The following is a 26,330-nucleotide window of genomic DNA, read 5'->3' on the forward strand; positions in this document are numbered from 1 at the left end:
ACAGGCAGCGGGTGCTCCACCCCGGGGCACCTCTATCGCGACGACGGGACGACCGGCGCCGTGGCACTCCTCCCGCCTGTTCCTGTCGAAACGGCCGCTCGGCGGGGATGATGGGCGGTGGGGCGACTTCGGGGGGATTGTGACGGAACACGGATGGCCGGGTGAGCCACCGGCCAAGGGGGATCCGGAACGGATCGGTCCCTATGTGGTGCTCGGCCGACTCGGTGCCGGTGGCATGGGCCGCATCTATCTGGGGCGTTCGCCCTTCGGACGACTCGTCGCGATCAAGACGATCCGTTCCGAACTCGGCGGCGACCCGGGCTTTCGCGCGCGCTTCGCGCAGGAGGTGGCCGCGGCCCGCCGGGTCAGCGGTGTGTTCACCGCCGCCGTGGTCAACGCCGATCCGGACGCCGCGGTGCCGTGGCTGGCCACCGCGTACGTGCCCGCGCCCTCGCTCGAATCCCTGGTCCGCGCGTGCGGCCCGCTGCCGCCGCGCGCGGTGCGCTGGATGGCCGCGGGTATCGCCGAGGCGCTGGAGTCCGTGCACGCCGCCGGGCTGGTGCACCGCGACCTGAAGCCGTCCAACGTGCTGGTGGCCAGCGACGGGCCCAAGGTGATCGACTTCGGCATCTCGCGCGCCGCCGACTTCGGTTCGCTCACCATGACCGGCGTCGCGGTCGGGACACCGGCGTACATGTCGCCGGAACAGGCGCAGGGTGTCCGTGACATCACCCCCGCGAGCGACATGTTCTCGCTCGGCGCGACGCTGGTTTACGCCGCGACCGGGCATTCGCCCTACCCCGACCGCAAGCCCGCCGAGGCGCTGCTGCGGTTGGTCACCGGCTCCCCCGACCTGGCCGGGCTGCCGCCGGAGCTGACCGGCCTGGTCAATCTGTGCATGCAGCGCGCCGCGGAACACCGGCCGAGCCCGACCCAGTTGCTCAACCAGCTCGCGCCGCTGCTGGACGACAGCGACGCGGACAGTCAGTTGCCGGACAACGCGTCGGCGATGGTGCAGCGGTTCGAGAGCCAGTACCGGCCGACGATGGGCCCGCGGACGCCGCCGGTGCGCGAACTGGTCGAGCCGGAGCGTCCCGAGCTGCCGGAGAATGTGCGCCCGGACCCGAACAACATGGGCAAGCTGCCCAACCAGGTGCGCGAGGAGCCGCATCCGGCGCCGCGCCCCGAGCCGCACCGGCCCGCGCCGCCACCGCCGCAGCGCCCGCCGACCAACCCGACCCGCAAGCCGCCGCCCCGACCGCCGGTGCCGCCGACGAACACGCCGGTGACCGGGCAGCCGGGCGGCTCGCGACCGGTCGGGGGGCGGCAGGTGTCCACGTCGTCCCCGTCGCCGGCGCTGCCGACCGAACGGGTGGCCAGGCCGCCCGCGCCGATACCCAATTCTCCGGTCACGTGGCCGGAGAGCGGGCCCGACGTACCGCGCCAGCACCCCACGCCGCCGCGCACCCCCACCGGCGGTCTGGAGACCTCGCCGGTGTGGCGGTTCACCGCGACCGGGGAGATCCTCACCCCGCCGGTGCGCGCGGGTTCCGGTCGCACCGCTCGGGTCCACGTGCACAGCAACGACAACGGGCTGCACACCCTGCATCTGGCCACCCGCGAATGGCGGTTCGACTCGTCGGGCTGGTCGCACCCGCCCGCCGTGGACGGCGAGCTGATGTACCTCAGCAGCCAGGACAACCACGTCTACGCCCTGGAGTTGACCTCGCGGCAGTGGCGGTGGAGCTTCCCGACCGGCGGCGAAGTGGTGGCCGCCCCCGTGGTGGCCGACGGCACCGTGTACTTCGGCTCCAGCGACAACGCGCTGTACGCCGTGGACGCGGCCACCGGGCGATGTCGCTGGCGCTTCCCCACCGGCGGCTGGGCCACCTCGCCCACCGTCGTGGACGGCACGGTCTACTTCGGCTCCAGCGACCGCTGCGTCTACGCGCTGGACGCCGCCACCGGCTGGTGTCGCTGGCGCTTCGCCACCGGCGGCTGGGTGTCCTCGCCGACCGTGGCGAACGGCATCGTGCACGTGGGCAGCACCGACCAGTACCTCTACCTGCTCAACGCCACCGACGGCGCGATGCGCGGGTGGTTCGGGGCGGGCGGCCCGGTCGCCCAGCCCGCCACGTCCGGCACCCTGTCCTTCTTCGGCAGCGGCGACGGCGGACTGTACGCGGTCGACGTGAACACCACGCGCTGTGTCTGGCGGTTCGGCGCCGAAGGGTGGGTCACCTCACCGGTGGTCGGCGACGACATCGTGTACGCGGGCAGCAGCAACGGCTCGGTGATAGCGGTCGGCCTGGGCGGCGAACCCCGCTGGCGGTTCACCACCGGAGGCCGGGTGACCTCGCCGGTGGTCGCCGACGGGCTGCTGTTCGTGGGCAGCGCGGACCGGCATCTGTACGTGCTCGACGCCGCGACCGGAAAGGGCCCCTCGGTGGCCACGCCCACCGGCTGAGCGCGACGCGTTCTCGTGCGACCGCGCGGCACCGCGCCGCGCACGACGGTCCGACCGCCCATCGGCCCCGACCGCACGACAGGTCCGAACAACACAACGATCTTGGAGCCGAATACCTCGAACCGCGGTTCGAGATCCTCGACTCCAAGATCGTTTCCGGGTGCTCCCTACGGTCAGCGGGCACCGATGGGGGTGTAGTCGCGCAGCGCCACGCCGGTGTACACCTGGCGCGGGCGGCCGATCTTCGCCTTCGGGTCGGCGATCATCTCCTGCCAGTGCGCGATCCAGCCGGGCAGTCGACCGATCGCGAACAACACCGTGAACATCTCGGTGGGGAAGCCCATCGCCCGGTAGATCAGACCGGTGTAGAAGTCCACGTTCGGGTAGAGCTTGCGCTCGACGAAGTAGTCGTCCGCGAGTGCGCGCTCCTCCAACTGCATCGCGAGGTCGAGCAGTTCGTCCTTCTTGCCCATCCGGGAAAGGACGTCGTCGGCGGCCTTCTTGATGATCGTCGCGCGCGGGTCGCGGCTCTTGTACACCCGGTGGCCGAAGCCCATCAGGCGCACGCCGTCTTCCTTGTTCTTGACCTTGTTCACGAACGAGTCGATGTCGCCACCGTCGTTCTTGATCTGCTCCAGCATCTCCAGCACCTGCTGGTTGGCGCCGCCGTGCAGCGGGCCCCACAGCGCGTTGATGCCCGCCGAGATGGACGCGAACATGTTCGCCTGGCTGGAGCCGACCAGCCGCACCGTCGAGGTCGAGCAGTTCTGCTCGTGGTCGCCGTGCAGGATGAGCAGCTTGTCCAGCGCGTCCACCACGACCGGGTCGGCCTTGTAGGACTCCGCCGGGACCGCGAAGGTCATCCGCAGGAAGTTCTCGACGTAGCCGAGCGAGTTGTCCGGGTAGAGCATCGGCTGACCGACGGACTTCTTGAACGCGTAGGCCGCGATCGTCGGCAACTTCGCCAACAGCCTTATGGCCGAGAGCCGGACCTGCTCCTCGTCGAACGGGTTGTGGCTGTCCTGGTAGAACGTGGACAGCGCGGACACCACGGACGACAACATCGCCATCGGGTGCGCGTCGCGCGGGAAGCCGTCGTAGAACCGCTTGACGTCCTCGTGCAGCAGGGTGTGCTGGGTGATCTCGTCGCGGAAGTTGTCCAGCGCGCTCACCGACGGCAACTCGCCGTAGATCAGCAGATACGCCGTCTCCAGGAACGTGCCCTGCTCGGCGATCTGCTCGATCGGATAACCGCGGTAGCGAAGAATGCCCTCCTCGCCGTCGATGAAGGTGATCGCCGATTTACACGCGGCGGTGTTGACGAACCCTCCGTCGTAGGTCACCAGCCCCGTCTTGGCGCGAAGTGTCGAGATGTCCACGGCGGTGTCGCCGATGGTGCCCTCGATCAGCGGAAGTGTGTGCTCGTTTCCTTGGTGGCGCAGTACTACCGAGTCCTCGCTCATGGGGGTCCCCTACTTCTCGGCTCAGGCTCCGGCAGCCACCCGGATCGTGTCCGTGCGGTTCCGGTCTTTGTGACATGTGTGCATCAGTACGAATAGCAGGCGCGCGAGGCGACCTCGCAGCCACCTCCCACCCGCGCGACAAACCGTGAGCCGCGTCACCTGACCCAGGGTGGCGGGTCCGGACGCCCGGAGTCATCGTCGCAACGGTGCACGCGTTTCGGCTTCCCGCTACGAGTGTCACCCATGCGGCGCCATGATGAGGGCACACGATCGGGTGGCCCGGGGGGACGTTGCGTGACCGATGCCAGGAGGCAGGGCCCGGCGCCCCTGGATGCGTACGATCCGCGCCGGATCGGGCCCTACCGGGTGCTCTCCCGACTCGGCCGGGGCGGCATGGCGCGAGTCTTCCTCGGCCTGTCCCCCGCGGGACGGCTGGTCGCGATCAAGACGATCCTGGCCGAGCTGGACCACGACGTGGACTTTCGCCGCCGGTTCGCCCGCGAGGTGCACGCGGCCCGGCTGGTCAGCGGGGTGTTCACGGCCGCGGTGGTGGCCGCCGACCCCGAGGCCGCCCGGCCGTGGCTGGCCACCGCGTACGTGCCCGCGCCGTCGCTGCGCGAGGTGGTCGACGAGTGCGGCCCGCTGCCGCCGGACGCGGTGCGCTGGCTGGCCGCGGGCGTGGCCGAGGCGCTCGGCGCGATCCACGGCGCGGGCCTGGTGCACCGCGATCTGGCCCCGGGCAACATCCTGGTCACCCTGGACGGCCCCAAGGTCATCGACTTCGGGCTCGCGCTCGCCGAGGACCAGGACACCGTGAACCTGGTCGGCACGATCGCGTACATGGCCCCCGAACAGATCGAGGGCGAGTCCGGCACGGTGCGCTCGGACGTGTACGCGATGGGCGCCACGCTGCTGTTCGCGGGCACCGGTCACGCGCCGTACGAGGGCAGCGCGATGCGGGTGATGAACGCCGTGCGCAACCGCGACCCGGACCTGACCGGGCTGCCGGACGCACTGCTGCCGCTGGTCGAGTCGTGCCTGCGCCGGCGCGCCGACCGACGGCCGACGCCGGACCGGGTGGTCGCCGACTTCGCCGACCTGCTGACCAACCGCCGGCGACCGCACGAGGCGGCCACGTGGTTGCCGCGCCCGGTGCTCGAACTGCTCCACGAGCACGAGCGGCGGATCCGGCCCGCGATCGAGCCCGACGGCCGGCCCCCGCGACCGGCGCCCGAGCCGGAGCCCGCCCGAGCCCCCTCGGCCGAGCGCCCGCGCCCGGTCCGACCCGCCTCCCGACGGGCGGCCGAGCCGACGGTGGACCGACCGGCGCCCGCCCCGACCAGGCGCTACACCGAGGATCCGTACGCACACGCGGCCATGCTCGACCGCATCCGCTACGAGGTGAGCGACACCGGGGCGGCGACCGTGCTGGCCTCGTCACTGTCCGAACCGGACCTGCGCCGCCGGCACGCGGTGTTGGCGCCGGTGGTCGGGCCGCCCTTGGGCGCCGGGTACTACGGGCCGCGCCGATCCGCGGTCCGTTTCGGCACGCTGGGCGGTCGACCGACGCTGATCCGGCGCACCGCCGCGCACGCCCTGGTGCTGATCGCGCCGCCCGGGCCCGGTCCCGGCGCGACCCCGCTCGTCGGACCCCGGCACGCGCTCGCCCTGGGCGCGGCCCCGACCGAGCTGCCCGACCTGGACCACCCGAGCGGCCGGGCCGTGCCCCGGCTCGACCCGGCGGTGCTGCACGCCGAGCTGGCCCGCCGCGAGGGCGGCCTGCGGCAGCGCGCCGGCCGGCATCCCGACGTGCTGCTGGACGTGGTCTCGGCGCTGCTCACCCGGCCGGAGGCGACGTTCGCGTTGTCCGAGGCGGACGGCGTGCCGGATCCGGACGCGGTGTTGTGGGGCCTGTGCGACCTGGTCGGCCCGCTGCTGCCGTACCCGCTCTCGCTCTCCACGCTGAGCGCGCCGGAGCCCGCGGACGAACCCCGGCTGGTGGTCCACCGACAGTGGCCGGCCGCCGACCCCCGGACCACCCGGCGACACCGGATCGTCCCCGGCGAGGAGCTGTACTCGATGGGCGACGTGCACCGTGCCGCCGCCGAGGCCCTGGTGCGCTGCTACACCGGCCCGCACTGGGCCGCCGCGGCGGCGGCTCTGCCCCCGTCCGGAGCGTTCCGCTCCGCCGCCCCCGCCGCCCGCTCCCAGGCCGTCCTCAGGGCCCTGGAGGGCCGCTAAGGCGCGTCGGCGACGCGTCGTCGGGTTTCCGGGCCGGGCGGCGGGTCCGGCGGGCTGAGCAGGCCGGCGGTGAGGCCCTCCAGGAGGCCCCGGCCGAGTTCCTCGCCGAGGGCCGCCGTGGCGCGCAGCTCGGCCACGAACGCGCGCAGCGCCCGGAAGGTCTCGCCGTACGCGCGCTGCCGGGCGGGCGGCAGCAGCGGGATCTCGATCCGGCGCACGTCGACCCGGACGATGCTGGACCCGTAGCCGGCCCGCTTGGCGTGCGCCGGGTCGGTCAGGAACCCGGCCAGGAACCACGGGTCGAGGGTGGCCGGATCGGGGCGCAGCAGATGCAGGTTCGGCCCGAGCACCGCGCCCTGCTCGGCGGCCCCGGCCACCCGGACCGCGTCCGCCCAGCCGCTCTCGCCGCTGCCGAGCAGGGTCGGCACGATCACGTCGCCGGCCCGGATCCGGGGATGTTGCGCCTCGTCCGCCTCGGCCGCGGCCAGCCGCGCGCTGGGCGGGACGGCGGCGGCGAGGTCGGTGGTGGTGAGCATCGGCACCGTCGGCCCGGTCGGCGTCTCCCGGCCGCCGCGCCCGGAGCGGGAGGCGCTGCGGTACAGGGTGACCGCGCCGGTGCGGGCCAGGTCGGCCAGGGCGACCGAGCGCCAGGTCGGGGTGCCGGTGTCGGCGTCGGGCACCGGGGGCACCAGCGCCGGGAGCCGGGTCAGCAGGGCGAGCAGGCGTTCGCGCGTGTCGTGCACCCGCTCGGCCACGTTCAGGTCGGTGCGCTCGGGCAGGTTGTGCGCCGGGGTCAGGTCGACGTTGTCGTCGAGCAGTTCGATCAGCGGCACGGCGCGGTGGCGACCGGGCACCTCGACCAGCGCGCCCGGGTCGGTGCCGAACTCGCGCCAGGCGCCCACCGCGGCCCGCGCCTCGGCCGCATCCTCCAGCGCGGCGAACAGCACGTGTGAGGGCATCAGCGCGCCGGTGGGTCGTTCCAGGAGCCACAGGTGCAGCGCGACCCCGAAGGGCGGCGCGGCGCCCGCCGGCAGCGCGATCACCGCGCGCAGTGCGCCCCGGCGCAGCAGTTCGGCCCGGATCCGGCGCCCCGAGCCGCGGGCCGCGACGGCGGGCGGCATCAGCAGCACCACCCGACCGCCGACCCGGGTGTGTGCGAGCGCGTGCTGCACCCAGGCCAGTTCGGATTCGGTGCGCGCCGGCAGGCCGTACTCCCAGCGCGGATCGTAGGCCAGTTCGTCGTGGCCCCAGTTGCGGTCGTTGAACGGCGGGTTGCCCACGACGGTGTCGAACAGTTCGCCGGGCCAGGCGTCCGCGCGCAGCGCGTCGTCCTCGGCGATGGCTACGTCGGTGTCGGGGCCCGCGTCCGGGTGCAGCGCGATCCGGGCCCGGACCAGTCGGGCCAGGGCGGGCGCCTCGGTCTGTCCGCGCAGGGTGCGTGCGGTGCGTACGAAGCCGAGCAGCAGGTCGCCGTGCGTGGTCGCGGGGTTCAGCACCGAGGTCGCGGATTCGCGCCCCACGCCCGCGAGTTCGGCGATCAGCGCGACGGTGGCCGGCGGGGTGACCCCGCCGGGGCCGGCGGCCGATTCGGCGAATCGGGTGTAGAGGTCGGCGAACACCGCGGGGGCCCCGCGGCTGCCGGCCAGGTCGGTCGCGGCGCGCAGCAGCGCGGCGTGCGGGCCGACCGGCGCGGGTGAGCCGGCCAGCAGGTGGTCGCCGATGTCGGCGAGCCGCTCGGGGATGTCGCCCGAGGCGGCGACCATGCGCCACAGGTGCTCCTCGGGGGCCACCTCGGCGATCTTGCCCTGGGCCCGCAACCAGCCCTCCACCTGGGACAGCGCGAAGGTGGGGCTGGCGTCGCTGCCGCCGACCGGCCGCGGGAAGTCGTCGAAGCGCCGACGCCAGTTGCTCACGGCGGCGCGCCCGACACCCGCGATGCGGGCGATCTCGGCAGCGGTGACCTGGGGGCTGGTGGGCACCGTCTCCTCCTCATGGCGGGATTGTGAACCATCCGGAGTTAACCATAGAGAGGCGACGTAATGCGTGAGTAGATCGAGTGTTGACAGCGTTCACAGGCACTGCTTCTATTGACCTCGACAGCACGGAGCAACCCCGGAAACACCCGCACCGCACTGTCGTCCCACGGTCGGCCGCTCGGGCCGACCGACCCGGTCGGCGCCGCCAGGCGGCCGATCCCGCAGTGCCACCGAAGGGAATCCCTCATGTCCGCGCTCGCTCCCCGGCCGACCGTCCCGCTGCAGTCCGCCTCGACCGCGACCCCGCGCGGACGTCGCCGCGGCCTGATCACCACCGTGGCCGTCGCCGCGACGATCGCCCTGACCGGCTCGCTCGCCGCCTGCGGACCGGAGAAGAAGGACGAGGGCAAGGCGGCCAGTGCCTCGGTCGAGTCGCCCAAGACCACCGGCGCGGCCGACGTGAGCGCGGCACCCAAGGGCGAGTCGCCGAAGGCGGACGACAAGGCCGAGCCGAAGGGCGGCACCGACAAGGCCGCCCAGGACCTGTTGGCCCACCTCAAGACCACCAAGCACGGCGGCGTGGTGTCCGAGGTCCGGATCGCGAAGCAGTACGAGCGCTACGAGGTCACCGTCAACACGACGCTGCCCGCCGAGATCTCCATCACCGAGGACGCCAAGGGCGCGAACGCCCGGATGGACAAGGGCCAAAAGCTCGCCGTCGAGGCGATGCAGTGGGCGCAGGACTCGTCGAGCCTGAACATCTCCTCGGTGTCGGTGCTCGACAAGGAGAAGGGCACCGCCGGCATCGAGAACGGCGCGGAGAAGGACACCGACAAGGCCGGCTCGCAGAAGTACGCCGCCGACCTGCTCGCCAAGCTGAAGACCACGACCTACGGCTCGCTGGTCACCAAGGTCCGGATCACCAAGACCTACTCCGGCTACGACGTCGCGGTGCTCACCACGCTGCCGGCCGAGGTCTCGCTCACCGAGAACCTCTCCGCCGAGTCCGCCCGGATGGACAAGGGCGGCAAGCTCGCCAACGAGGCCAAGCAGTGGGCCGAGAGCAACACCACCCGCAAGGTCTCCTCCGTCGAGATCCTCGACGTCGAGAAGGGCACCGCGGGCATCGAGAACCTCGGCTGACGAACGCCGGGCCCGGAGAGGACGACACAGACCTTCGTCCGGGGGATCGACTTTCATCCGGGGGGGTGGGGGACGCGGGGGCGGGGCGCCATTGGGTGCCCCGCCCCCGCGGCATGCCCGGGACGGGTTGGGAACCCGCCGGCCGCTCCGGCCGGATCGGGCCTACTGCCAGGGCAGGTCGGCGAGCGCCGGTGCCGCGTCGTCGCGCAGGACCGTGCCCTCGATCAGGCCGTACGGCCGATCCGGCACCTGGTAGACCTCGCCCGCGTTGTGCAGACCGAACGCGTCCAGGTCGACCGGCAGATGGTGCTTGTTCGGCAACTCCAGTCGCACCTCGACCGGTTCCTCCCGCTCGGTCAACACCGCCTCGCCCATCGTGTACAGGGTCTGCTGCAGGGACAGGCTGTGCGTCTCGGCGAAGGTCCGCAACAACGTGTCGCGGGTCGCGCCGAACGACGCGTCCCAGTCGGTCGGCGTACCGCCGCCCTCGTCGCCCTCGTCGCGCCGATGCCGCCAACACGCGTGCACGCTGGTGGCCAGCACCCGGTCCCGGGTCGGCGCCAGCGTGGTGTAACGGTCCGTCAGGAAACCGTGGAACTCCGACCCGGTGGACTTGAGCACGGTGACGTCCGCCAGCCCCGAGCAGACCTCGGTACCGGCCGGCCCGTGCACGACACCCGCGTACCGGGAGCCGGCGGCCCGGGTCCACGCGTGCGGATGCGGTCCGTGCGTGCCGGGGACCCGGATCCAGGGATACTCCCGGACGCGCACCCGCGCGGTGTCGATCGGGGTGTACGCGTCGACGAAGTGCCGGGCCAGCCGCAGCCCGAACGCCTCGATCGCGGGCAGCGGTTCGTCCTGCGCGAAGGCGTACACCACCGCGCGCATCGTGTCGGTCGGCACGACATGGGCGTTGTCGCCGCGCAGATGGGTGTCCGCGAGGTCGCCGGACAGCGACACGGACACGTTGAGATCGGCCATTTCGTGCTCGGTCGCGGTGGTCCGGGTGACCCGGACCAGTCGTACCTCGGCCTTGCCGTATCGATTCGGGCCCAGAACGATCGCCATCGGTTCGGCTCCCTCGCCGTGTGGGGTGATGTTGCCGGGTGACACCCGTGTTGTGCCGGACGGCTGCGTGACGCACCGGTCGCGGGCCGAACGGCTGCCTGGTCCACGACGGCGCGGTGCAGCCGCTGCGGGGTGAAGCTAGCCGCGCGCGCGGAGCGTGGTCAAAGGCGCGAATCCGGACATGTCCCGCCGGTCCGCGGATGTCGCGGCATCGGCGGACGCCGGTCGACCGGCCGGTCCGGGTCCTCGGTGGGGCCTCGGCTCGCGGGGTAGGCTGCGGCAACAGTCCGCGGGGAGGCGAGACCGACAGGGCCGTTGGCATGCCCTGGAGCCGCTCCCTGCCTTGGCACGGCACGTACGTAGAGGGGGCGGCAGTCATGGATCCGCTGGAGCCGGGCGATCCCGGGGTTGTCGGGCGGTACCGACTGTCGGCCCGGCTGGGTCAGGGCGGCCTGGGGGCGGTGTTCCTCGGGCGCGCGCCCGGCGGTGAGCACGTCGCGGTCAAGCTGGTGCGGCCGGATCTGGCGTCCGACAAGACATTCCTGGAGCGTTTCCGCAAGGACGTCACGACCGCGCAGGAGGTCGGCGGTACCCACGTCGCGCACGTCCTGGACGCGGACCCGGACGGCACTCCGCCGTGGCTGGTCGTCGAGCACGTGGCCGGCCCGTCCCTGGAGACGGCGGTCGCGACGCACGGACCGCTGCCGGAACACACGTTGCGGGCGCTCGGCGCGGGGTTGGCCGAGGGACTCGCGGCGATCCACGAGGCCGATCTGACGCACCGTGACCTCAAGCCCGCGAACGTGTTGCTCGCGGCGGACGGGCCGCGCGTCGCGGATTACGCGCTGGCCCGGGCACTCGGTTCGGCCGGGATGACCCGGACGGGCGTCGTGGACGTGCCCGGACTGCCCGCGCCGGAGCAGGTCACCGGCGGCTCCATAGGCCCGGCGATCGACGTGTTCGCACTGGGCGGGGTGCTGTGCCATGCGGCCGGCGTGGCCCCGTTCGGGGCGGGGTCGGTCGCCGAGATCGCGCAGAAGGTCGTGCGCGAGATGCCGGACCTGGCGGAACTCCCGGACTGGCTGCGCGAGATCGTCGCCGACTGCCTGAAGAAGCGCCCCACCGCGCGGCCTTCGGCGGCGGACCTGGTGGCGCGGTTCGCGGCTGCGGAGCCGAGCGAGGATTGGCTTCCGGAAGACGTGGCGGCACTCGCCGCGCTCTCCGCGCTCTCCGCGTCTGCGGATGGCGGCTCGGGTTCGGGCTCGGGTTCGGGCTCGGATGTTGCCGAGCGTGCGGAGGCGGGGTCGGGCGAGGGGGACGACGAGGCGGAGGAGCCGGAGACGGCCGAGGTGCCCGCGCTCGCGGCGCTGGTCGCGCCGGCGCCGGCGGCGATACGCACGGGCAAGGACACCGACGACGACGAGACTCCCGTCGCGACGTCCGCCGCGCGCGGAGCCGGGAAGGGCGCCGGGAAGCCGGCCGCGAAGGCCGACGCGGAGCGGGACGACGACGCGGCGGAAGACGGGGACGACCCGACCCCGGTGGCGACACCCGCGACCCCGGCGGGCAAGCGCGGCAACGCGAAGCCGACGGCGGTCGCCGCCGAGGTCGACGAAGACGCGACTCCGGTGGCGACGCCCGCCGTACGAACGGGCAAGAAGGGCACCGGGAAGCCGGCGGGCGATGCCGACACGGCGGCCGACGCCGACGCGACTCCGGTGGTGACGCCCGCCGCCAAGGTGGGCGGAAAGGGCGCCGGGAAGGCCGGGGCCGGCCGGGCGGGCGGCGCCGAAGGCGTGGACGAGGCCGACGACGCGACCCCCGCGGCGACCCCTGCCGCGCGCTCGGGCCGAAAGGACGCCGCCGGGAAGCCGGCGGGCGGGGTGGACGCGGCGGCCGACGCCGACGCGCCCCCGGCCGACAAGCCCGCGGCCAGGAAGCCCTACGACGGCGGCGCGCCGGTCCGGGTGCCGGTCATCCGGCGCGGTACCGACGCCGAGACCGTCAAGGTGGCCCGGGACCCGGAGGCGCCCGCGCCCGCCGGCACGGACGACGCGACGGTCAAGGTCGCGCACGGGGCCGCGGCGCCGGCGCCCGGCCGCACCGACGACGAGACCGTCAAGGTCGCCCACGGGTCCACCGCGCCCGCGCCCGGCCGCACCGACGACGAGACCGTCAAGGTCGCCCACGGGGCCGCGGCCCCGCCGACCCCGCGGCTGAGCACGTGGGACGAAGTGCCGCCCGCCGCCCCGCCGATCCCGGCCGGCGCGCCCGTCGCCGCCGCGGCCCAGGCGCCGCCGCTCCCGACCGGCACGCCGTTCCCGCCGGCTCCCGCGCCGGCCGTCGAGCCGCGGCCGGCCAACCCGGTGATCTGGCACGCGGTGATCATGCTCCTCGGGTTGACCGCCGTCGGGATAGGGCTGTTCCGGCTCACCGACTCCGCCTGGCGCGACGCCCAGAACATGGTCATGGGTGTGATCCTGCCCGGCATCTCGGTGTTGGCGGGCCTGGCCGGCCTGGCCACGCTGGTGCTGGCCGTGCTCGACGCACGCGGCAAGGCCGCGGCCGGTTCGCCGCCCGCCGGCAACCACCCACCGACCGAAGCGAACCGGACACACTGACCGCGGCCCGCGCCCCCGGCCCGTCGATCGGGCCCGCCGCCGACCGGCGGGCCCGATCGACGTCCACCCCGGGACCCGCGCCACGGCCCGGCGCGCCGCCGGGGTCGCGGTGGATGCCGGTCGGTGGGGCCACGCAGCCGGGTGCGGTCGGGTCAGTTGTTGCCGCCGGCGCAGGACGCGCCACAACTCGAGTCCGCGCCGTAGCCGCCGGTCGAGAAACTTCGGCCCAGGCGCGGGTTGTACCCCGAGCTCGGGTCGTGGTCCAAGCGCGCGCCGACGACGGGCCCGCGCCGTCGAGGGCCGTCGCCCCGCAGTCGGCGGATCCGTGCGTCGGAGATCCGGAAGACCCCCGTCAATGCGGAGTCGTGCAGGCCGCGGCGGGCGAACAGGGCGGCGGCGCCGATCGCGTCGGGTGGTCCCGCCCGGTCCCAGTCGAGCCGACCCCACTCCTTGCGGGCCCGCCCCAGGCACCGCAGGCCGGCCTCGGTCACCGGCCCCGGGCCCTCGGCGCACAGCGCGAACACGGCCACACCGGCGACCGAGGTCACCGGCACGCCGACCACGATCGCCGTGCCGAGCTCGAACAGGGCCGCGCACCAGACGAGTACGACCGGCACCACCCAACCGGCCGTCAGGGCCCGGCGGGTGAACGGTGTGGGTCGCCGCCGGGCCAGTCCGGCCGCCACGAGCCGACCGGCCGACGCCTCGATCGCCGGGTTCCGGGCGGCCGCGAGCCGCAGTTCGGTCAGGTCGGCCCCGCCCTCGACCCCGGCCGCGGTCAGTACCGTGTCCTCGATCGCGACGCCGCCGGCCGGTGCGGTCGCGGTCAGCCGACCGTCGCGGGACACGAGCAGGTCTCCCCGGGCGTGCAGTCGCACGATCGCGGTGTCCACGACCCGCCTCGGACCACCGGCCAGGAACGCGAGTTCGTAGGGTTCGAGCGACTGGGCCCCGACCGGGTCGGCCGCGTGCGCACGCCCGTGCGGGCCGCCGACCAGGACCCGTCGGGTCCGGAGACCGAGCACGATCGTCGCGAGGACCGCGAGCAGGGCGAAGAGGGAGGTCTCCATGATCCAGGTGTACACGCCGATCCGGCACGATCGAACACTCGGCCGGACATCGTGGGCAACTCCCTCACGCTGCACGTCCGTTCCGGCGCCCGGCTACGGTCCGGCTCACCCCCGCGCGGATCCCGCGGGCCACACCACCCGGACCTCCTTGCCCGCCGCGCGCGCCATGGTGACCAACTCGGCCGTACCGCCCCGGGCGAGGGCGGGCCGGCCGTCCCAGACCGCGAGCAGCACGTCGACCGCCGCCAACAGGGCGTCGTTGGCCGCCGCGTAGGCGTCCTCGTTCGCCCGGCGGAACGGCATCACCCGGACCTCGGCCGCGCCCGCGATCAGCTGCTCGAAACTCGCGCGGTAGGCCGGACCGACCTTGGCGTCGCCGTAGTCGGCCGACGGCAGCAGCGCGACCAGCCTGCCGCCCAGGTCCAGCACCGCGCGCGCGAAGATCGCGTCCGCGCCGGCGGCCAGGCAGCTATAGCCCACGAGTCGGTCCGGCTCGACCTGCGCGAGCTGCTCACGGAGAGCCCGGTCGACCAGCGGCACGGTGGCGGCGGTGATGTTGATGTGGCCCGTGATGCCATAACTCGTCACGTGCTTCCGTCCTGATCGACCCGGTTGAGGGAAGCCCCCATTCTTTGCCCAACCGCCCCGGATTTCAGCCCGAGGCGTCCGATACTCGGAGGACTTCGACAGCGCGGACCCTCGCGGGGGGATGTCGGGAGGCCGGGCGGCCCTCGCGGCGACCGGCGCGTCGGCGCACCGGCACCCAGGGAGCGGCATGCAGCGGAGATCTCGTCGAATCGCGGCCGGCGCCTCGGCGTTCGCCCTGGCGGCGACCCTGGCGAGCTGCACCGGCGGGTCGACCCGCCCACCCGCGGCAGCGGCAACTCCGGTGGCCGGGCCGGTGATCTCCGGAGCCCACCCGGCCACGCCCGAGGACTACCCCAAGCCTTCCGGCGCCCCGCCGTGCGATCCGCGCGAGAGTCTCACGCCGCCCGCCACGCTGCCCGCTCCCGGGAAACCGCCCGCCGGGTCCACCATGGACACCATCCATCGGCGTGGGTACCTGATGGTCGGCGTGGATCAGAACACCCGCTTCTTCGGCGAGTTGGACCGGCGCAGCGGGCAGATCAAGGGCTTCGACATCGAGATGGCCAAGGCCCTGGCCCGGGCGGTCTTCGGCGGCGACGACCCGGGGCACATCCGGTACAAGGTGATCACCCAGGCCCAGCGTCCGGAGGTGCTGCGGGCCGGCGAGGTGGACGTGGTGATCGACACGATGACCATCACGTGCGACCGCAAGCTCCAGGTGGCCTTCAGCGGCGACTACTACACCGACGGCCAACGGGTGCTGGTGCGCACCGACTCCGGCGTGCGCGACCTCGCGGACCTGCGCGGCAAACGGGTGTGCACGGTCCGCGGCACCACCTCGATCGTGTTCCTGCGCGACGATCCGGCGGGGGTGTTGCCGTACGCGGTGGAGAACTGGACGGACTGCCTGGTCGCGTTGCAGCAGGGCGAGGTGGACGCGGTCTCGACCACCTCCGCGCTGCTTCGGGGACTTCAGGCCCAGGACTCGGACACCGACGTGGTCGGCCCGGCCTTCAGCGACGAACCGCACGGGATGGCCTTCCCGTTGGCGCATCAGGACTTCGTGCGCTTCGCCAACGGGGTGCTGGAGCAGATGAAGCGGGACGGCTCGTGGCAGCGGTTGTACGACACGTGGTTGGCCGGCCCGCTGGGGCCGCAGTCCCCGCCGCGCGCGAGCTACGTCGGCTGAGCGCTCCCCGCCCGCCGGTCCCGGTGCGGTCGCTCAGTCACCCGCCGGTTCGCCGGTCAGGGTCGGCCGCAGGGTCTCCAGCACGCTCGGATCCTCGATGGTGGAGGGCGGTTCGGGCCGCCTGCCGTCCGCGATGTCGCGCATCGTGCGGCGCAGGATCTTGCCCGATCGGGTCTTGGGCAGCGCGGGCACCACGTCCACCCGGCGCAGCGCCGCGACCGCGCCGATGGTCTCCCGGACCCGGAGCACCAACTCGGCCGCCACGTCCGCCGGTTCCCGGTGCACGCCGGCCTTGAGCACGACCAGACCGCGCGGCACCTGGCCCTTGAGTTCGTCGGCCACCCCGATCACCGCGCACTCGGCCACGTCCGGGTGGGCGGCCAGGACCTCCTCCATCGAACCGGTGGACAACCGGTGGCCGGCGACGTTGATCACGTCGTCGGTGCGGCCCATCACGTAGACGTAGCCGTCCTCGTCCTTGCGTCCGCCGTCGCCGCTGAGGTAGTAGCCGGGATGGGCACCGAGATAGGACGCGATGTAGCGCTCGTCGTCGCCCCACAGCGTGGTCAGCGTGCCGGGCGGCATGGGCAGCTTGAGCACCACCGCGCCGTCCACGCCGGGCGGCACCTCGTTGCCCTGCGGGTCCAGGATCCGCACGTCGTAGCCGGGCACCGGCAGGGTCGGCGAACCGGGTTTGGTCGGGTGTGGTTCCAGGCCCATCGGGTCGGCCACGATCGGCCAACCGGTCTCGGTCTGCCACCAGTTGTCGACCACGGGGATGCCCAGCAGGTCGCCGGCCCAGCGGTAGGTCTCCGGGTCGAGCCGTTCGCCCGCCAGGAACAGCGTGCGCAGCGCGGAGAGGTCGTGTCCGGCGCGCAGTTTCCCGTCCGGGTCCTCCTTCTTGATCGCCCGGAACGCGGTCGGCGCGGTGAACAGCATGGTCGCGCGGTGCTCGGCGGCCACCCGCCAGAACGCGCCCGCGTCCGGGGTGCCGACCGGTTTGCCCTCGTACAGCACGGAGGTGCAGCCGGTGAGCAGCGGCGCGTAGACGATGTACGAATGGCCGACCACCCAGCCGACGTCGGAGGCGGTCCAGCTCACCTCGCCGGGGTGCACGCCGTAGACGTTCTCCATCGACCAGCGCAGCGCGACCGCGTGCCCGCCGTTGTCGCGCACGATGCCCTTGGGCGTCCCGGTGGTGCCGGAGGTGTAGAGGATGTAGAGCGGGTCGGTGGCCGCGACGCTCACGCACTCGGCGGGCTCGGCGCCGGCCATCGCGGTGTCCCAGTCCAGGTCCCGCTCGGTCAACTCGGCGATGAGCTGCGGGCGTTGCAGGATCACCACGTGTTCGGGCCGGTGGCTCGCCTCGGCCAGGGCCGCGTCCACGAGCGGTTTGTAGGCGATGGTCCGGGTCGGCTCGATCCCGCAGGAGGCGGCCACCACGACCTTGGGGCGGGCGTCGTCGATGCGCACCGCCAGTTCGTGCGGGGCGAAGCCGCCGAAGACGACCGAGTGCACCGCGCCGAGCCGGGCGCAGGCCAGCATCGCCACCACGGCCTCGGGCACCATCGGCAGGTAGAGCACCACCCGATCGCCTCGACCCACCCCGAGCCCGCGCAGCACGCCGGCGAATCGTGCGGTCAGGTCGAGCAGTTCGGCGTAGGTCAGGGTGCGCCGCGTCCCGGTCAGCGGTGAGTCGTGGATGATCGCGGCCTGCTCGGCGCGCCCGCCCGCGACGTGCCGGTCCAGCGCGTTGAAACAGGTGTTCAGCGTGCCGTCCGGGAACCATCGGTACAGCGGCGCGGCACTCGCGTCCAACGCGCGGGTGGGCGGCGTCACCCAGTCGATCGCGGCGGCGGCCTCCAACCAGAAGCCGTCCGGATCCTCCAGGCTGCGCCGATGGGCCCACTCGTACGCTCCGCCGGTGTCGCGGCTCATTCGTGGTTCCTCCCGGTAGTCCCCGGGCGGCACCGGGTGACCGTGCCGCCCGCCGGCAGGATCCCGACGCGGCGGCACGAAGTCAAGACGGCCGTACGAGCGTTCGAGCACGGCCTGTCGAAAGTCGGGTCAGGCCACCGGGTTCAACGTCGCGGTGATGCCGGACACGGTCGGCATCGCGTCCTGTCCGCCCTGTTTGCCGGCGTCGATCGCGGCGTCGAGGTCGTAGCCGTTGCGGGCCCCGAGTTCGTTCTCCACGAGTTGGGACAACAGTTCGTTGGCCGTGCCCTCCAGCGCGGCCACCGCGGGCGCGGTGGCGATCTCGACCACGCGCGCCATGAGTTCCTGTTCGAGTTCCTTGAAGATGCGTTTGACCGCGGTGCGCACGATGCCCACCTCGGCCAGGCCGGCGATCGCGGACAGGCCGAAGGTGAAGGTGGCGGCTGCCGCGGCGGCGGCGATCGCGTCGGCCAGGATGATCAGTTGGGCGATCGCTCTGCCCTTGGCGACCTCGATCACCACCGCCGCCGCGTCCAGCGCCTTGGCGAGCATCCGGGCGCCCTCGGCCAGATCGTGCAGGTGTTCGTTGTTCAGCTTGCCGAAGTGTGCCTCGAACGCCTCGGCGGCCATCCCGCTGGTGCCGGACAGGATCCAGGCCGCGCCGTTCTTCCCGTCGGCTCTGGCCTCGTCGATCTCGTCGGCGAACTCGCGGTACGCCTGGGCCAGTTCCTTGAACTCGTCCTCGTCCAGGTTGGGCCAGTCGACGCCGATGACGTCCAACGCCGTGTCCAGATAGCCCGGTATGGTGATGCCCACAATCGACCCCCGTCGTCGTCGCGCACGCCCGAACCGGAGGGCGTGCCGTATCGACGTTACGCCGGTTCCGGTTCCGCTACCTCGATTCGGGGCATCGTCGCGCGGCATCCTCGGGCCGGATCCCGCAAGCAGCCGAGTCCGGTCAAAATGCAGGGTGTTCCAGTCGCAGGCCGACCACGCCCGTGGCCATGCCGAGCACGACGTATCCCTGCACCGACACCGCGATCCCGGTCACCGGCGCGCCCAGGTTCAGGTCGACGGCCGTGTCGTCGTCGGGGCGGCGCAGTCGGACCAGGCCGTCCGCCCAGGCCGCCGCGATCAGCAGGCCCTCGGTGGTCTGTTCGCAGGCGAGCGCGGTCACCGGGCTCGCCCGTGCGTCGAGCGCGTCCGTCGCGGGCTCCGCGCCCGGGCTCCACATCCGTACCCGGCCGTCCCGCCCGCCGCTGATCAGCAGGGGTGGTTCGCCCTCGGCGCCGGTGCGCACCGCCGCGAGCGCGGTGACCGGGCCGGTGTGCAGCGGCGCGGACAACACCCCGCGCGGCGGTGGTTCGCCGCCCGGCACGCTCGGCGGCGAGCCGTGGCACCAGACACCGCCGTCGGCGTCGCCGACCGCCGGCAGCGGGTGCGCGCACAGCACGGTCAGCGCGGCCCCGCACGTGTTGACCAGTCGTTGGAAGGCGGCCTCCAGCGCGCCGCGCGGGCCGTGGTAGGCGGCGTCCAGGACGTCCACGCCGCCCCACCGGTTCAAGGTGGTGACCCGGCCGCCGTAGGTGCTCGCGAGCGCGCGCAGCGGGGTGGGGCCGAAGCCGGCGACGACGCGGCCGGCGATCGTGCCGTCGGCGCCGACGACGGTCCGGATCACCCCGGTGTCGTCGGCCAGCAACACCCGTCCGGCCAGGCCGCCGCGGCCGGCGGTCGCCGCCAGGACCGGTCCCGGCCAGCGGTCCGGGCGGTGGCTGTCGCCGTCGCCCCAGCGGGCCCACTCGGCCCGCCAGCCCGGCGAGGTGGATCGTGCGACGAGCGTGCGCGCGGCGGCGTCGTCGCGGCCGAGTCGGTGCACCGCGAGCAGGGCCGCGCGGGCCGCCGGCGCGGGTTGGCCGAGCAGCGTGCCGAACGCGCCGCGGAACGCGGCCTGGGCCGGGTGGGCCCACTGCCCGGTGGCCACCAGCGCGCCCGCCACCGTCTGCGGCCGGGCCAGCGCCTGTACGACCGGGTCGGCGGCCAACGCGGCGGCGTCGCCGATCCGCACGCTGTGCGCCAGGATCGCCGAGACCCGCTCCTCGCCCGCGTCGTAGAGTCCGGCGAGGTCGGTGATGCCCGCGTCCGCCGCGTGCCGCAGCGCGGCGTGTACCCGGGTCGGCCGGTCGGGATCGGCGCTCTCCGGGCGTTGCCCGCGCACGAACTCGGCGAGCGGCCCGGCCGGCATCGCCCACGTGTCGCCGCCCTCGAACACCGCGGGCAACACGCGCGTCGCGTGTGCGATCGTCGCGGCGGCCCACTCGCGATCCGCCGCCGGGTGGAGCGTGGTCAGCGCCTGTTCCCACGCGGGCGCCGAGAGCGGCAGGTCGAGCCCGGACAACACCGCCACGGCCGAGCGCACGTCCTCGGGCAGCGTCGCCCACCAGGCCCGATGGATGCGCTGCGCGCGCTCCGGCAGGCCGGCCGGCGCGCCCCCGTCGGGCACCGCGGGCAACCGCGACCTGTCCACGCGGGCGGCCAGTCGGGCCAGTCCGGGATGCGGAAAGGCGGCCTCGGCGCCGAACGGCGAGGTCGGTGCCGCGCCGATGGTGAGTTCGGCGTACCAGCGCTCGAACCGGCCGGGGTGGGTCCAGCGGGGTTCGTCCAGGTTCAGCGTGGCGGGCGCGCCGACGGCGGTGAACGCGGCCCGGGTGTCCGCGCGGGCGCACTCCACCAGGAGCCGCACGTGCGGCAGTTCGAGCAGCGGGTCGAGCAACTCGGCGACGATCCGGGCACCTTCGCCGGGAAGGCCGGGCCCGCCGGCGTGGTCCGGGTCGGCGATCGCGATCACCGTGCGCCGGGGGTCGAGCGCCAGCGCGGCGATCAGTCGGCGCGGGGTGTGGGCGGCCACGCCCAGGTGGGCGGCCAGTTCCGCGACGACGCCGGGCAGGGTGAGGCCGCCGGCCGGTACGAACGCGTGCAACCGGCGCGCGGGCGGTGTGGCCTCGCCGGCGGTGGCTGCGTACAGCCAGGCCAGCAGGTGCGACTTGCCCGAACCCGACGAGCCGCCGACCAGGCACAGGCGGGGCGAGCGTTCGTCGTCCAGCCAGCCCAGCAGCGCACGGGCGGCCAGGTGTCGGCCCGCGCCCATGTGCGGCAGTCGATGCCCGTCGTTGTCGACCACGGTGTCCGTCCCCCGATTCGTGGTGCGCGCTGCCCGGTCAGCGATTGCCCGCCTGCTCCGCGACGTGTGTCATCAGGGCCCGGACGCCGTCCTCCCGCGACTGCGCGCTCTCCCCGTAGCCGAAGCTGTGGGTGAACTCGGCGGCGGGGAACATCCGGCCCATCCACAGCGCACAGTAGTGGCCGGGCATCAGGCACGGTTCCAACTCGCAGTACACCCGCAGGACGTCCTCGGCCGGCACTCCCCCGGCCGACAGGCGGTACCACAGCAGTTCCTCGGGATGCGGCAGTCCCGGGCGGGACACCTCGGTCACGATCTGCTTGCTCCCGTCCGCGTCCAGGATCTCGAACGCGGCCGAGCCGGCGATGTTCAACGGGAGTCGCACATCGTCGAGCACCCTGGGCCACCACGCCTCGCGCTCGGCGAACGCGGCCGGGTCGAGCGCGAGCAGTTCCTCGCGCAGCGCGCGAAACAGCGGGAAGCCCTCGGCCGGTTCGTCCACGGCGGCGATCCGGGGCAGCGCCTGATCGAGCGTCAGCAGCCCGGCGGCGAACGCCTCCACGTCGCTTGCCACGGGCATCTCCGGCAGATCGACCCCCAGGAACAGGGCCCGGACCGACCCGTCGGCGGCGACGTAGAGTTCCGCGCCCTGATCGGTGCCCAACCGAACCCGCTCGCGCACCGCGGGATCGGGCAGCGACTCCCCCACCGAGTCGGCGAACGCCCCCATCGTCGGCGGGTGTTCGTCCTCCGCGCCGAGGAAGTACGCGCCCACCTGGACGGGCAACGGCACACCGGCGAGCTTCGTCGAGCCGAAAAAGCGCAGTCCGTCCCGACCGAAGCGCTGATGAAGGGCGGCGGAGAGGTCAGAGTTCATGGTGTTGCGAGTATCCCTCCTGCGATGGCGGGCCCGGGCTGCGGCTCGATGTCCGCGCGGTCAACGCAGCGGATAGAGACCGTCGACATACCCACCGAAATAGGTGATCCACAGGCTTTCCCCGCGATACGGAATCGGATCGAGCGGTTCGATCCGGGCCCGGATCGAGTCCGCGACGCGCCGGTACTCCGCATTGCCGGGCCCCGTGCTCCCGGGTTCGGTACGCGGGGTTTCCCGCCACAGCAGGCCCAGCATGGTGCACAACGAGGAGAGGTCGCCGTTGATCTCGCAGTATTGCGAGCCGCCGTCCGCGAAGGCGTGCAGCCGGCCGGTTTCGAGGTGGAGGAAGACGTACCACTGCTGGATTCCGCCGAGCACCAGCACCGGACCGATTCCGTCGAGTTCGGGCAGGTCGACCCCCTCGTCCGGGTCGCCGAGGTCGAGCAGGCGCGACGCCTGCGCGCCCGGTTCGCCGGCCAACGCGGGGGCGATCTGGAACAACCCCTGCGGCAGACCCACCTCGCACAGGAAGTCCAGATCCTCGACTCGCCCCGGGACCTCGGCGAGTTCGGCCCGCGAGGCGCGCACCACCCGGCCCTGGGGGAAGACCTCCAGCAGCCCGTTGCGGTCGATGTCGAAGATCATGAATCAGCTCCGGCGCATGCCTACGGATATTGGTACGTGTATACACCGGCCAGTGGGCCGGTGTTGCCCGCGCGGTGCTGCTGTTGCAGGTCGTGCATGTACAGGTTGAACGGGCCGTTGCGGTCCGCGCCGTCGAGCCGTCGCGAATCGAAGTCGGCGACGTGGCTCACCTCCAACGGCGTGTTTCGGCCGCTGCCGTTGAGGTGCATGTCCACCCAGATGTCGCATCCCGCGCCACCGGTCCTGGGGAACGGTTGGCACGGTGCCCGTTCGGTGTAGAGCCGGGTCACGTCGTTCTGCATGCCGTTGTGCACCATCGGCAGGCCGATGGCCCGCTCGGAATGGCCGCCGTTGTTGCCGCTGCTGCCGACCAGGATGAAATCGCCGCCGCGCCCGGAGGGGTCCCGGTAATACAGCGAGGCGTAGTTGTTGCCGCCGTAGTCGTTCTGGGCCCGGCGCACGTCCTCGACGGCCTGCGACAGGTCGGTGGGTTGTTGCAGCGGCCTGGACTGCACCGGGGTACGCGGGGCGGCATTCCCGGTGTCGTCCTGCTCCGCCTTCGCGTACTTGTCGTAGCGGCCCTTGCCGCCCGGTACCGGCACCCGTTTCGGCTTGCCGCGCGGGGTGACCTCGGGTTTGCCGTCCTTGTCCGTCTTGATGTTCACCTTGATCGTGCCGTCCGGATTCAGCACCCGGTCGATCCCGGAATTTCCGCCTCCGGGCTGCACCGGGACCAGTTTCCCGTTGACCAGTTGGTGAACCCGACCGTCCTCGTCGACGAAGTAGACCGGCGTTCGACCCGATCCGGGCGGATTCCCGCCGGAACCGGCCGGGCCCTTGCCGTCGCCGGAGCCGGGCTGCTTCGGGTCCGGGCCCTCGATCCGCTTCCCGAACCGCTTGAGGTTCGCCTCCTCGGTCGCGGCCGTGCGTCCGGCACTCGTGCGCACGTTGCCGGCGGTCTTGGCGACGGCCTGCTGGAGCGCGCCGCCGGCCCGGGAGTGGCCGGTGGACAACGGCTCGAAGACCTTGCCGAAGGTCTGGCCCAGGCCGTCCTTGTTCCAGAACGCGCCCTTGGCCTGGAGGACGCCGCTCAGCTTGGCGTGCGCGGCCTCGATCCGGGCGGCGGAGGCGTCGATGCCCCGGGCGCCGGACTCGACGTGTTCCGGGACGTGCTTGAAGCCGTTGCTGCCGGTGGGCGGCGAGCCGACCGGTTTGCCGCCGGGGGTGCCGCCGGCGTCACCGGGTGGGCCGCCGGGCTTGCCCGCGGTGTCGGTGCCGTCGGGCCGCTTGGGGGCCCTGGGCACGGTCGCCGGCGCGTCCCCCGGTTTCGATGCGCCGGGCCGGTCGTGTCCGCCGCCCGAATCGCCGCCCTTCGGGCCGGTCTTGGTCTTGCTCATCGCCGATCGCCTCCCCGTAGGCTTCGCGCGCGCTCGACGCTTCGGGAGGGGCGGGTGCTACCGCCGCGGTGCGCGTGCGCGGCCCACGCGTCGATCGGGCCGCCGCACGAACTACCCCCGTAGTGACCGAACGACGCAACAAAACTACGTTCGCGGTCCGGGGCGGGCCAACCGGGTTCGAGTCAAGTAAGGCAAAGGGCAGGGAAGTTCGCGGGTCCTCTCCGGTCCGCGAGTGACCGCGACCGACCTCGGCGCGACGCGTTCCGGCACGATGCGCTCCGGCGCGACCCGGGCGGCCGGGAGGTGTTCCCGGGCCCGGGTCCGCGCCCGTCGGCAGGTCCCTCGACTACCAGGCGCCGCCCGCGACTTGCCGCGTGGCGAGGTTGATCCGGTTCCAGACGTTGACCGTTGCGATGGACAGCAGGAGCGCGCCGAGTTGCTGCTCGTCGTAGTGCTCGGCGGCCTGGGCGTAGATCGTGTCCGGGATCGGGTCGCTCGTGTCGGCGACCCGGGTGACCGCCTCGGTCAGGGCGAGGGCCGCGCGTTCGGCGTCGTTGAAGTAGGGGGCGTCGCGCCACCCGGCGACGGTGTCGATGCGCTCGTCCGACTCGCCGCTCTTGCGCAGGTCACGGGCGTGCATGTGGACACAGACGCTACAGCCGTTGATCTGACTCGCCCGGAGGTTGGCCAGTTCGAGGGTGACCTTCGGAACCCCGGCCTGGGCGGTGGCGGCCCCGAGGGCCATCAGCGCCTTCATCGCGCCGGGAACGACCATCGCGGGGTTGCCCATACGTGCTTCCATGACTGCTCCTCTGGAGGTGGTCCCACCGGCGGCCGATCTCCTCCTCCGCCGGCTGCGGGCCCTTGTCGCGGGCCTACACAGCACTGACGGACCCCGGCGCGAATGTGTGACACCGGATCGAAAAAGAATCTCGGCCGAGATTTTCGCCCCCCGATGGCGAGGCGGCCTGGTCTCACCATCGCCCCGGCTCCGAGGCCGGACGGACCGGCACGACCACCTCCGGGGCCTCGATCGACAACCGGGGCGGCCGCCGGTCGACCCGGGTCGGCAACCACCGGTTCGGCCTGCTCAGCGGGTGCGTCACCGCCCGGATCAGGATCCTGCGCGGCACGAGCGCGTCGAGGGCGACGGCCGCGGTAGGACCCACGCCGAACTCCGCGATCACCCGGCGCCCACCGAGGACGAAGGCCACGAGGACCTCGATCATGATCGCGGCGCCCAGTCCCATCCAGGTCAGCGGTACGGCGGCGCGCTCGCCCTGTCGGCAGACCGCGCCGAAGCGCAGCCCGGACGCCCCGACCCCGGCCGCCGCCACGACCGCGGCCCACATCGTGGTCCGCCGCGAACTCGCCACGGCCAGGCCGTACGCGGCGATCATCGGCACGAGCAGCAACAACGAGCGGTACCCACCCAGGGCGATGAAGATCGCCATGCCGAGCGAGGTCCCGCCCGACGCCGCGTCCACCATCGCCGGATGTTCCCACCCCGCCCGCGTCGGGTGGTTCACGCCCGCACGGGACGCGCCGGCACCCGGCCGCCCCGACCCGCGCAGGTACCATCCCGCCGCTGCCGCGCCCGGTAGCCGCCCCGACCCGTCGAACCTCGTGGCTACAGGCGGTCGTACCAGCCTGGGTGGCTGTTGTGCAGGGCGGCCAGGGCCAGGACGATGCGGGCGTCGACGTGGCCGGGGGGCAGTTCGTAGGAGTCGGTCGTGCCGACGCTGCCCAGGTATTCGAACACCCGGGTGCCGTCGTGGCGCCAGATCGTGCGCAGCGGCAGCCGCGGCGCCTTGCCGCCGAGGACGGCCACGGCCATCATCAGGCCCCACAACGGGGACAGCGCCCACCAGGCGATCCAGCCGAACGTGGTGCCCTTGGCCGCGTGCAGCGTGGGGCCCTGGGCCGGGCGGATCGTCCAGGAGGTGCGGCGCAGTCGGCGAATGCTGCCCTGTTCGCGATGCACCGTGGCCAGGTGCTCGCCCGCCGGCCCGGTGATGCTGTAGACCGCGTAGTCGCCGGCGGTCGAATACGTGCCCACCGCGGCCATTCGATGGCGGCGGGCCCGGTCGGCCCACAGGATCAGGTGGCGGGAGGGAGAGCTGCCCATGTCGTCGGTGGGCCCGGTCTCGATGTAGGCGACGTCCTCGTAGTGTCGTTCGCCCTGTGGGCGGACCCGGACGATCGGGCCGACCCACGTGTGTTCGGGAACGTCCCTGGCTTCATCAGCCTGGAGCGCGCGGCGTACCTCGATTGCGGCACCCGCGCCGGTGTGAAGCGCGACGGTCATGTGCGTCCAGAGTTTCGGTAAACGGCCGGTCTGAACAGCAGGGTAGACAGCCTGGCGACTTAGTGGGGAGCGAGGGAGCCACAAGATCGGCACAGCACGGACCGACCGGTCGGCGCAGGCCGGTCCGGTCGGTCCGATGTCGTCATGTCCGGGCGGTTGTC

Annotated in this window: 19 protein-coding genes; 5 read left to right on the forward strand and 14 right to left on the reverse strand. The window is 73.2% G+C overall.

What is annotated here, in order from left to right; genetic code table 11:
• The first annotated feature begins 139 nt into the window (after positions 1-139).
• Positions 140-2,467, forward strand: coding sequence for a PQQ-binding-like beta-propeller repeat protein (locus ACH4U8_RS35050; RefSeq protein WP_395782434.1), 2,328 nt, complete (start codon positions 140-142; stop codon positions 2,465-2,467).
• A gap of 173 nt (positions 2,468-2,640) precedes the next feature.
• On the opposite strand, the gene ACH4U8_RS35055 is transcribed toward ACH4U8_RS35050, so the two are convergent.
• Positions 2,641-3,930, reverse strand: coding sequence for a citrate synthase (locus tag ACH4U8_RS35055; protein WP_395782435.1), 1,290 nt, complete (start codon positions 3,928-3,930; stop codon positions 2,641-2,643).
• Positions 3,931-4,224: 294 nt separating this feature from the next.
• Here ACH4U8_RS35055 and ACH4U8_RS35060 point away from each other — a divergent pair, with 294 nt between their 5' ends.
• Complete coding sequence (locus ACH4U8_RS35060; RefSeq protein WP_395782436.1) at positions 4,225-6,171, forward strand: protein kinase; 1,947 nt, start codon at positions 4,225-4,227, stop codon at positions 6,169-6,171.
• Here ACH4U8_RS35060 and ACH4U8_RS35065 read toward each other — a convergent pair.
• On the reverse strand, positions 6,168-8,150 hold the full coding sequence (locus tag ACH4U8_RS35065) for an N-6 DNA methylase (RefSeq protein ID WP_395782437.1): 1,983 nt from the start codon (positions 8,148-8,150) through the stop codon (positions 6,168-6,170). The two genes, ACH4U8_RS35060 and ACH4U8_RS35065, sit on opposite strands and share 4 nt — an antisense overlap.
• Positions 8,151-8,393: 243 nt before the next feature.
• On the opposite strand from ACH4U8_RS35065, the gene ACH4U8_RS35070 reads away from it, so the two are divergent.
• Positions 8,394-9,290 (forward strand): hypothetical protein, encoded by an 897-nt coding sequence (locus ACH4U8_RS35070; RefSeq protein ID WP_395782438.1) that lies wholly within the window; start codon positions 8,394-8,396, stop codon positions 9,288-9,290.
• A 162-nt stretch (positions 9,291-9,452) separates the two neighbouring features.
• Here ACH4U8_RS35070 and pucL read toward each other — a convergent pair whose 3' ends face one another.
• Entirely contained in the window at positions 9,453-10,358 is a 906-nt protein-coding gene (pucL, locus tag ACH4U8_RS35075) for a factor-independent urate hydroxylase (protein WP_379992726.1), read from the reverse strand.
• Positions 10,359-10,735: 377 nt separating this feature from the next.
• On the opposite strand from pucL, the gene ACH4U8_RS35080 reads away from it, so the two are divergent.
• Positions 10,736-12,979 (forward strand): serine/threonine-protein kinase, encoded by a 2,244-nt coding sequence (locus ACH4U8_RS35080; RefSeq protein WP_395782439.1) that lies wholly within the window; start codon positions 10,736-10,738, stop codon positions 12,977-12,979.
• Positions 12,980-13,131: 152 nt separating this feature from the next.
• Here ACH4U8_RS35080 and ACH4U8_RS35085 read toward each other — a convergent pair whose 3' ends face one another.
• Together ACH4U8_RS35085 and ACH4U8_RS35090 are read right to left on the reverse strand one after the other, a co-directional pair.
• On the reverse strand, positions 13,132-14,049 hold the full coding sequence (locus tag ACH4U8_RS35085; protein WP_395782440.1) for a TIGR04222 domain-containing membrane protein: 918 nt from the start codon (positions 14,047-14,049) through the stop codon (positions 13,132-13,134).
• A 105-nt stretch (positions 14,050-14,154) separates the two neighbouring features.
• Positions 14,155-14,637, reverse strand: coding sequence for a hypothetical protein (locus ACH4U8_RS35090; RefSeq protein ID WP_360309355.1), 483 nt, complete (start codon positions 14,635-14,637; stop codon positions 14,155-14,157).
• A gap of 187 nt (positions 14,638-14,824) precedes the next feature.
• On the opposite strand from ACH4U8_RS35090, the gene ACH4U8_RS35095 reads away from it, so the two are divergent.
• The gene (locus ACH4U8_RS35095) at positions 14,825-15,826 is read left to right on the forward strand and encodes a glutamate ABC transporter substrate-binding protein (protein WP_395782441.1); all 1,002 of its coding nucleotides are present in this window, start codon (positions 14,825-14,827) and stop codon (positions 15,824-15,826) included.
• Between the two features lie 33 nt (positions 15,827-15,859).
• On the opposite strand, the gene ACH4U8_RS35100 is transcribed toward ACH4U8_RS35095, so the two are convergent.
• The 9 genes from ACH4U8_RS35100 to ACH4U8_RS35140 form a co-directional block, all read right to left on the reverse strand.
• Positions 15,860-17,764 carry a propionyl-CoA synthetase gene (locus ACH4U8_RS35100; protein ID WP_360309351.1) on the reverse strand — a complete coding sequence of 635 codons (1,905 nt, stop codon included), beginning with the start codon at positions 17,762-17,764 and terminating at the stop codon, positions 15,860-15,862.
• Between the two features lie 129 nt (positions 17,765-17,893).
• Positions 17,894-18,580: a hypothetical protein gene (locus tag ACH4U8_RS35105; RefSeq protein ID WP_360309349.1), complete on the reverse strand. Its 687-nt coding sequence runs from the start codon at positions 18,578-18,580 to the stop codon at positions 17,894-17,896.
• A 142-nt stretch (positions 18,581-18,722) separates the two neighbouring features.
• On the reverse strand, positions 18,723-20,942 hold the full coding sequence (locus tag ACH4U8_RS35110) for a hypothetical protein (protein WP_395782442.1): 2,220 nt from the start codon (positions 20,940-20,942) through the stop codon (positions 18,723-18,725).
• 37 nt (positions 20,943-20,979) lie between these two features.
• The gene (locus ACH4U8_RS35115; protein WP_395782443.1) at positions 20,980-21,819 is read right to left on the reverse strand and encodes a nucleic acid/nucleotide deaminase domain-containing protein; all 840 of its coding nucleotides are present in this window, start codon (positions 21,817-21,819) and stop codon (positions 20,980-20,982) included.
• Between the two features lie 60 nt (positions 21,820-21,879).
• Positions 21,880-22,464, reverse strand: coding sequence for an SUKH-4 family immunity protein (locus tag ACH4U8_RS35120; protein ID WP_395782444.1), 585 nt, complete (start codon positions 22,462-22,464; stop codon positions 21,880-21,882).
• Between the two features lie 20 nt (positions 22,465-22,484).
• Positions 22,485-23,861 carry a hypothetical protein gene (locus tag ACH4U8_RS35125; RefSeq protein ID WP_395782445.1) on the reverse strand — a complete coding sequence of 459 codons (1,377 nt, stop codon included), beginning with the start codon at positions 23,859-23,861 and terminating at the stop codon, positions 22,485-22,487.
• Positions 23,862-24,207: 346 nt separating this feature from the next.
• Positions 24,208-24,663, reverse strand: coding sequence for a carboxymuconolactone decarboxylase family protein (locus tag ACH4U8_RS35130; RefSeq protein ID WP_395782446.1), 456 nt, complete (start codon positions 24,661-24,663; stop codon positions 24,208-24,210).
• A 172-nt stretch (positions 24,664-24,835) separates the two neighbouring features.
• Entirely contained in the window at positions 24,836-25,390 is a 555-nt protein-coding gene (locus tag ACH4U8_RS35135) for a hypothetical protein (protein ID WP_395782447.1), read from the reverse strand.
• A 101-nt stretch (positions 25,391-25,491) separates the two neighbouring features.
• Positions 25,492-26,169 carry a hypothetical protein gene (locus ACH4U8_RS35140; protein WP_360309335.1) on the reverse strand — a complete coding sequence of 226 codons (678 nt, stop codon included), beginning with the start codon at positions 26,167-26,169 and terminating at the stop codon, positions 25,492-25,494.
• Between the last annotated feature and the right edge of the window lie 161 nt (positions 26,170-26,330).

Origin of the sequence: Embleya sp. NPDC020886 (genome assembly GCF_044333915.1) — a bacterium.
Lineage (GTDB): Bacteria > Actinomycetota > Actinomycetes > Streptomycetales > Streptomycetaceae > Embleya.